The sequence below is a fragment of the Aeromicrobium sp. genome, assembly GCF_025965075.1.
Taxonomy (GTDB): domain Bacteria; phylum Actinomycetota; class Actinomycetes; order Propionibacteriales; family Nocardioidaceae; genus Aeromicrobium.
The window spans coordinates 1-5956 of sequence record NZ_JAOPXQ010000142.1 but is presented as its reverse complement, the minus strand read 5'-3'; the positions used below and the strand labels follow the sequence as shown (position 1 = coordinate 5956).

Below are 5956 nucleotides of genomic sequence, written 5' to 3'. Positions count from 1 at the left end.
GAGCCGCTGCTGTCGACGACCTTGATCCTGCCGGGGGAGACCGAGCCGATGTCGGCGGCCTGGGTCATCGCCGACGCGCTCGACGGCCAGGTCGACGCCGTGATCGAGTCGGGTGAGGACGTCGTCGCCGAGCCGACGACCGTGATCGACTTCTCCGACGGCTTCGCCGAGGTCGTCCGGGTCGGCGCGGGGGATCCCACGCCGTTCGAGTGAGAGCAGGAGCGTCATGAGCGGTCCGGTCTTCGTCCTGGTCCCCGGTGCGGGGGGAGCGGAGTCCTACTGGCAGCTCGTCCGCGACCGGCTGACCGCCCGCGGCGTCGAGAGCGTCGCGGTGTCGCTGCCGGGCGCCGACCCAGAGGCAGGTCTGCCCGAGTACGTCGACATCGTCGTCGATGTGGCGCGCGCGTACGACCGGGTCGTCCTCGTGGCCCAGTCGATCGGCGGGTTCACGGCTTCCTGGGCGGCGGACCGCGTCGAGCCGGAGGAGCTCGTCCTCGTCAATGCGATGATCCCCGTTCCCGGGGAGGCGGCGAGCCAGTGGTGGGAGGCGACCGGCTCCGCTGCGGCGATGGCCACCAACGACGTCCGGCAGGGACGCGATCCGGCCCACGGCCTGGACGACGCCGTGCACTTCTACCACGATGTGCCGCCTGAGGTGCTCGCCCTGGACCCGGACGACCAGGAGGAGACCGAGGCGATCTTCGTCGCTCCCTGGGGGCTCGAGGCGTGGCCCGACGTGCCCACCCGGGTCATCGCGGGCCGCGACGACCGGCTGTTCCCGCTCGAGTTCCAGCGCCGGGTCGCCCGGCAACGCCTCGGCCTGGACGTCGAGGTCGTGCCCGGCGGCCACCTCGTGGCGCTCAGCCGTCCTGACGAGCTGACGGAAGCGCTCCTGCGCGGACATCGGCCGGCCTGACCCGCGACGCCAGGACGGCGGGGATCGTCAGGACGATGACGCCGACTCCCACCAGCATGAGCCCGTCGGGGGAGAGGACCTTCAGTGCCAGGATGCTGAGCAGCGGGGCGGCGAACCCCAGGTACGTCAGGCTGTAGAACACTGCGTTGAGCGTGCCGAGGTCGTCGGGGTGGGCCAGCGACTCGACCGTCGTCAGGCCGCCGACCAGGACCAGGCCGTACGCCGTGCCGAGCAGCACCGCGCCCGGCACGACGAGCCACGCCGCTCCGGTCTCGGCCATGGCGAGTCCGACCAGCAGGCCGGCAGCGGCGGCCAGGAGGCCGGTCACGACGATCAGCCGGGGGTCGCGCAGACGGCGTCCGAGCGGCTGCACCGCGACACCCGTCCACAGCGTGAGGCCCGCGAGCGAGCCGATCACGGCGATCGGCGCGACGTCGATCTCGACGAAGGTCGGGACCGTCGCGAAGCTCGTCGAGGCCGCGCCGAAGACCCACGGCGCTGTGAAGAGGACGCCCAGGGCGAACGGCCGCGACCTGATCGCGGTCCACACCTCGGAGCGGCGGCGGTCCTCGTCGCCGCTGCGGGAGATCGACGGCTCCGGCGCGCTCCAGGACACCGCCAACACCGCCACCATGAGCAGCAGGTGGGGGACGTAGGGGAGGACGGTCGGGGCCGGCGCCCACTGGGCGAGGACGCCCGCCACGAGGGGGCCGGACCCGAAGCCGGCCGAGAGCGCGAGGGTCGCGCGTCGGGCGCCGCTGCCCGCCGGGCGGTCCGTCGACAGCTCCTTGATCCAGGCGGTTCCGGGTGCGAACGCGGCACCCGACGCGACCCCCGCGAGCAGCCGTCCCGCCAGCAGGAGGACCAGGTCGTCGCCGGCGACCAGGAGGATGACCGTCGCGAGGGTCGACAGCACCAGGACGGGACGCATGACCTTCCGGCGCCCGATCCGGTCCGAGATCGGCGCCACGACCAGCAGGGCCGGGATGAGCCCCAGCGCGTACGCGCCGAACAGCGCCGTGACGGCCTCGGTCGACGCACCGTCCTCGTCGCGGTAGACCTGCAGCATCGCGGCGAACTGGTTGGCGCCCCAGCCGACCGCGAACATCGCGACCGCGACGCGGAGCCAGGCGGGGATGCGGTGAGCCACCCGCGCCACTCTAGGGTGCCGGGACCGCAGTCACTCGGCGGGGCGGGACCGCAGGTCGAGGCCGAACAGCGCCTTCGGGCCGTCGATCTCGGGGACCAGCACCTGCCACCCGCGTCCGGTGTACAGCCGGTCGGCGGGGCCGCGGTCGGGGACCGTCGCGAGCAGGGCCTTCTCCTGCGGCAGGCCGGCGACCAGGTGGTCGTGGAGCAGTCCCGAGATGCCCTGGCCGCGGTGGTCCGGGTGGACCACGAGGTCGGCGAGCTCGAAGTGGTCGCCGACCCACTCACGCACGATGTCCTCGGGGGCGGCGCCGGTGAGCCAGTCGCTCCAGAACTGTCCGCGCCGACCCGTGAAGCCGTACCCGTAGCCCGTGACGGTGCCGTCGGTCTCCGCGACGACGAGTCGGAAGCCGGCGCGACGGGCGTGCCGGTCGAGCGTCGAGTGGACGAAGTTCTCCGCGTCGAGACGGCTCTCGGGCAGGGCCGGGTCGCCGTAGGCCCCGAGGTAGACCCGCGCCAGCGCCTCGCGCAGTGCAGGATCGATCTGCCGTCGTCCCAGGGTCCGCACCGTCGTGGTCATGACGTGATCAACCCCCGGGACGGGGAGGTTCATTCCTCAGAGGTGCCGGTGGTCGACCCGGGACATGCGCGGACCACGCCGCTCGGTGCGGACGAGCGGGCTGAGCCGGACGAGCTGCACGACGCGGAACCGGTGGCCCCGCCACGGCTCGAGGACCTCGGCCAGCTCGGCGTCGTCGATCCGCCGGCCCAGCAGGGCCACCCCGACGTCCTTCGCGACGTGGTAGTCGCCGAACGGGACGGCGTCGGCGTCGCCCAGGGCGCGGGAGCCGACCTCGGCGGCGGTCCACACGCCCACGCCGGGGATGCTGCGCAGCCCGCGGTAGACCGGCGTCGGGTCGTCGGGGTGGTCGGCCGCGAGGCGCTCGAGCTGGGTCGCCACCCGGGCGCACGCCTGGGCGGCTCGGGACCGGGCCGGGTCGACACCCGCCAGGTGCCACTCCCAGGATGGGATCGCCGCCCACTGCTCGGCGTCGGGCAGCACCCGCATGCCCTCGGGCGCGGGGCCCGGCGCCGCCTCGCCGAACCGGACGTTGAGCCGGCGCCACGCCGCGAAGGCGTCGATCCCCAGGACCTTCTGCTCGATCACGGCGGGGATCAGCGCCTCCAGCACGCGGCCGGAGGCGGGTACCCGCAGGCCGACGAAGCGGCGCGCGCCGTCGACGAGGACGGGGTGGTCCGGCACGAACGACGACGGGTCGTCGTCGGCGCCGAGCAGGCGGGGGAGGCGCTCGAGCAGCTCCGCGCTGCCGGGGCCCCACGCGCTGCCGCGCACGTGGACCGAGGTGAGCTGGTCGATCGCGTAGGTGACCGGACCCGTGGGCATGCGGCTGGTCCGCCAGGTCCGGCCGCCCTGGTGCCGGTGGGTCGGGTCACCCGGGCCGCGCCGCATGGGACCCAGCGTCAACCTCACGTTGACGGGGCTGTCGAAGTGGACGTCACGCACGGAGGGCTCGAGCGTCGCGACGGTCACCGGACCAGCCTGACAGACGGGCCGGACACCATCAGGCGGTCCGACGACGGAGGAGCCGCAGGCGAGCCAGCAAGCGGCGCCACCAGGGCGGGGGAGCGGCGGCCAGCTCGGCGGCGCGGATCTCGGCCAGCCGGGCCTTCTGCTCCGCGACCCGCTCCGTCCTGCGGATCGTCCAGGCCTCGATCTCGGCGTCGACGTCACGCAGGGGAGTGATGACCGGGGGACCGCCCTGCAGCTGCCGCCGGGCCTCGATGATGCGGGCGTTGAAGTCCTCGATCACCCGACCTACGCCCTGCGGGCTCGACTCGCGGTCCAGCACCCCGTCGAGCTCGGCGTCCTCCCTGCGCAGCGCCAGCGCCGGCGGCAGGACGCTGATCTTCTCCCGCTCGATCAGTCGCTTGAGCCACCAGTCCGGGTCGTGCGGACGGTCGATGCCCGGGATCGGCTTCCCGGCCCCGGGGAGGTCGTCGAACTCGCCGGCGCGCATCGCCTGTTGCAGCTGGATCTCGACCCAGGCGCTCTGGTGGGCCTGGCGGCGGGCCCGGTTGCGAGCCTCCTCCTCGTCGTCCTCGGGTGGTTCGGCGGCGGCCTCGGCCTCCAGGCGCGAGAGGTACTCGTGCCGCTTCCGGTCGCGCGCGCTCATGCTTCACCTCCGCCTGGTCCGACCGTTCCAGCGTACGCGCGCAGCCGAGTCGCACATCTGCGCACGTTCGTACTGCCCGACCCGTCGTCCGGCGTGTCGCGTGGCAGGGGTCGGCAGGGGAGTGCGTCAGGTGTTCTTGCCCGAGGAGAGCTCCTCGACCGCGCGGGCCAGTGGCGCCAGCTCGGCGTCACCGGCGGCGTCGTCCAGCGCGCCGCGCAGGGCCGCGTCGTGGGTGGGCCGGGCCCGTTCGAGCAGGGCGAGGCCCTCGGGCGTGACGTCGGTGTAGATGCCGCGGCGGTCGGTGGGGCAGAGGTAGCGCTGCAGCAGGTCGCGGTCCTCGAGCCGGCTGACGAGTCGGGTCGTCGCGCTCTGGCTCAGCACGACCGCGGCGGCGACCTGGTTCATCTGGAGGTGGCCACCCTCGCCGTCGTGCTGCCGGCTCAGCACGTTGAGCAGCGAGAACTCGCGGACGCTGAGGTCGTGCTCGCCCTGCAGAGCCCGCTCGATGCGGGACTCGATCGTGCCGTGCAGCACGGACAGGGTCCACCAGCCGTCGGCCAGCGCGGTCAGTCCTGGATCGGTCGCGGTCATCGGTTGCCCTTTCGTCCCCACCATCATAGCAAACGCTGATTATCGGCGTTTGCATTAACCCGCGTCTGCAACTAACGTCGAGGGCGCACACCTTCGTCGAAAGGCCACCCTCCATGCCACTGGCTCTCCTCGCCCTCGCCGTGGGCGCGTTCGGGATCGGCACCACCGAGTTCGTCATCATCGGGCTGCTGCCGGACGTGTCCGCCGACTTCGGCGTCTCGGTCCCGACCGCGGGGTGGCTCGTGACGGGATATGCGCTGGGCGTCCTGGTCGGGGCGCCGTTGCTGACGATCCTGGGCACCAAGGTGCCGCGCAAGCAGATGCTGATGGCCCTGATGGGCGTCTTCGTGGTCGGCAACCTCCTGACCGCGCTGGCACCGACCTTCGACGTCATGGTGGCGGGGCGGCTGGTCGCGTCCCTCGCGCACGGCACGTTCTTCGGCGTCGGATCGGTCGTCGCCGCAGGCCTGGTCGCCCCGGACCGGCGGGCGGGGGCCATCGCCACGATGTTCACGGGCCTCACGGTCGCCAACGTCGTGGGCGTCCCGCTGGGGACGTTCGTGGGCCACTCGGTCGGGTGGCGGACGACGTTCGTGCTGGTCGCAGGGCTCGGCGTCATCGGTCTCGTCGGCATCGCGACGCTGGTGCCGTTCATCCCGCGGCCCGCGGACGTCCGGATCCGCCACGAGCTGACCGCCTTCCGCAACGTCCAGGTCGCGCTGGCGATGCTGATGACGGTGCTGGGCTTCGGTGGCGTGTTCGCGGCCATCACCTACATCGCGCCGATGATGACCGAGGTCGCCGGATACTCCGAGGGAGCCGTGACGTGGCTGCTCGTCCTGTTCGGGATCGGCATGGTCGTCGGCAACCTCGTCGGTGGCCGCTACGCCGATCGCCACCTGATGCCGTTCCTGTACGTGAGCCTCGGGGGACTGGCGGTCGTGCTGGCGGTCTTCACCCTGACCGCGCACGACAAGGTGCTCGCGGCGGTCAGCATCACGCTGATCGGCGCGCTCGGCTTCGCGACGGTGCCGCCGCTGCAGAAGCGCGTGCTCGACCAGGCCAGCGGTGCACCGACGCTCGCCTCGGCGCTCAACATCGGCGC

General features: G+C 72.9%; 8 protein-coding genes. 3 read left to right on the top strand and 5 right to left on the bottom strand.

Annotation, left to right across the window (positions count from 1 at the left end; translation table 11 throughout):
- Both JWQ91_RS08900 and JWQ91_RS08895 read left to right on the top strand, forming a co-directional pair.
- Positions 1-213, top strand: a 213-nt coding sequence (locus JWQ91_RS08900) for a Sua5/YciO/YrdC/YwlC family protein (RefSeq protein ID WP_297782613.1), incomplete at its 5' end; no start/stop codon positions are given.
- A 13-nt stretch (positions 214-226) separates the two neighbouring features.
- Positions 227-916 carry an alpha/beta hydrolase gene (locus JWQ91_RS08895; RefSeq protein ID WP_297782611.1) on the top strand — a complete coding sequence of 230 codons (690 nt, stop codon included), beginning with the start codon at positions 227-229 and terminating at the stop codon, positions 914-916.
- Here JWQ91_RS08895 and JWQ91_RS08890 read toward each other — a convergent pair.
- From JWQ91_RS08890 to JWQ91_RS08870, 5 genes are all read right to left on the bottom strand, one after another.
- Entirely contained in the window at positions 861-2066 is a 1206-nt protein-coding gene (locus JWQ91_RS08890) for an MFS transporter (protein WP_297782609.1), read from the bottom strand. The genes JWQ91_RS08895 and JWQ91_RS08890 overlap by 56 nt on opposite strands.
- 30 nt (positions 2067-2096) lie before the next feature.
- Positions 2097-2645 (bottom strand): GNAT family N-acetyltransferase, encoded by a 549-nt coding sequence (locus tag JWQ91_RS08885; RefSeq protein WP_297782607.1) that lies wholly within the window; start codon positions 2643-2645, stop codon positions 2097-2099.
- A gap of 36 nt (positions 2646-2681) precedes the next feature.
- A complete protein-coding gene (locus JWQ91_RS08880; protein WP_297782605.1) occupies positions 2682-3617 on the bottom strand; it encodes a DNA-3-methyladenine glycosylase 2 family protein in 936 nt (311 codons plus the stop codon).
- A 31-nt stretch (positions 3618-3648) separates the two neighbouring features.
- Positions 3649-4260 carry a DUF1992 domain-containing protein gene (locus JWQ91_RS08875; RefSeq protein WP_297782603.1) on the bottom strand — a complete coding sequence of 204 codons (612 nt, stop codon included), beginning with the start codon at positions 4258-4260 and terminating at the stop codon, positions 3649-3651.
- 126 nt (positions 4261-4386) lie between these two features.
- On the bottom strand, positions 4387-4851 hold the full coding sequence (locus JWQ91_RS08870; protein WP_297782601.1) for a MarR family transcriptional regulator: 465 nt from the start codon (positions 4849-4851) through the stop codon (positions 4387-4389).
- A 113-nt stretch (positions 4852-4964) separates the two neighbouring features.
- On the opposite strand from JWQ91_RS08870, the gene JWQ91_RS08865 reads away from it, so the two are divergent.
- Positions 4965-5956 (top strand): MFS transporter (locus JWQ91_RS08865; protein WP_297782599.1); only part of this gene is annotated, 992 nt, incomplete at its 3' end.

Coding starts and splice junctions, on each gene's coding strand:
- JWQ91_RS08870 (WP_297782601.1), bottom strand. CDS start 4,851: ATGACCGCGACCGATCCAGGACTGACCGCGCTGGCCGACGGCTGGTGG.
- JWQ91_RS08895 (WP_297782611.1), top strand. CDS start 227: ATGAGCGGTCCGGTCTTCGTCCTGGTCCCCGGTGCGGGGGGAGCGGAG.
- JWQ91_RS08885 (WP_297782607.1), bottom strand. CDS start 2,645: ATGACCACGACGGTGCGGACCCTGGGACGACGGCAGATCGATCCTGCA.
- JWQ91_RS08875 (WP_297782603.1), bottom strand. CDS start 4,260: ATGAGCGCGCGCGACCGGAAGCGGCACGAGTACCTCTCGCGCCTGGAG.